This is a genomic window from Bacillus sp. DWP3-1 (assembly GCF_049896565.1).
GTDB lineage: Bacteria > Bacillota > Bacilli > Bacillales > Bacillaceae > Bacillus.
In genome coordinates, this window is the sequence record NZ_JAFCUN010000017.1 from 1 (window position 1) to 544 (window position 544).

Genomic DNA, 544 nt, shown 5'->3' on the forward strand with positions numbered 1-544 from the left:
GCTATCTTTATCGTGAAAATAAACCGGAAGGCTTTTTCTACCTAGACCACCGTACAACGGATATGAAGTACAATATCATCACGGATGCCCATGTCACGCCCGGCAATATCCATGATTCTGTTCCGTATCTTGATCGATTAGATCACCAAATCGCCCGATTTGGTTTTCAAGTAGAAGCTGTTGCCCTTGATTCTGGTTATTTGACAACCCCAATCTGTAAAGGTTTATCGGATCGCCGTATTTTTGGTGTCATCGCACATAGACGCTTTCATCCAACAAGAGGATTATTTGAGAAGTGGAAATTTCAGTATGACTCTGAACATGATCATTACATATGCCCAAATGGTGAGAAGCTATTATATACAACAACTGATCGAAAAGGTTATAGGTTCTACAAATCAGAGCCTAAAAAATGCGTATCGTGCCCTTTCCTTGAGAGCTGTACAAGATCGAAAAATCATCAAAAAGTGATCTCAAGACATGTATGGGAGGAACACAAAGAAAAGATCAGACAAAATCGTCTGTCTGCCTCTGGAAAAGAGCT

1 protein-coding gene is annotated in these 544 nt (G+C 40.4%); it reads left to right on the plus strand.

Translation table 11 applies throughout. The annotated features are described in order from the left end of the window. A partial coding sequence (locus ACP7A0_RS18675) for a transposase (protein WP_426005998.1) occupies positions 1 to 544 on the plus strand: 544 nt, incomplete at both ends.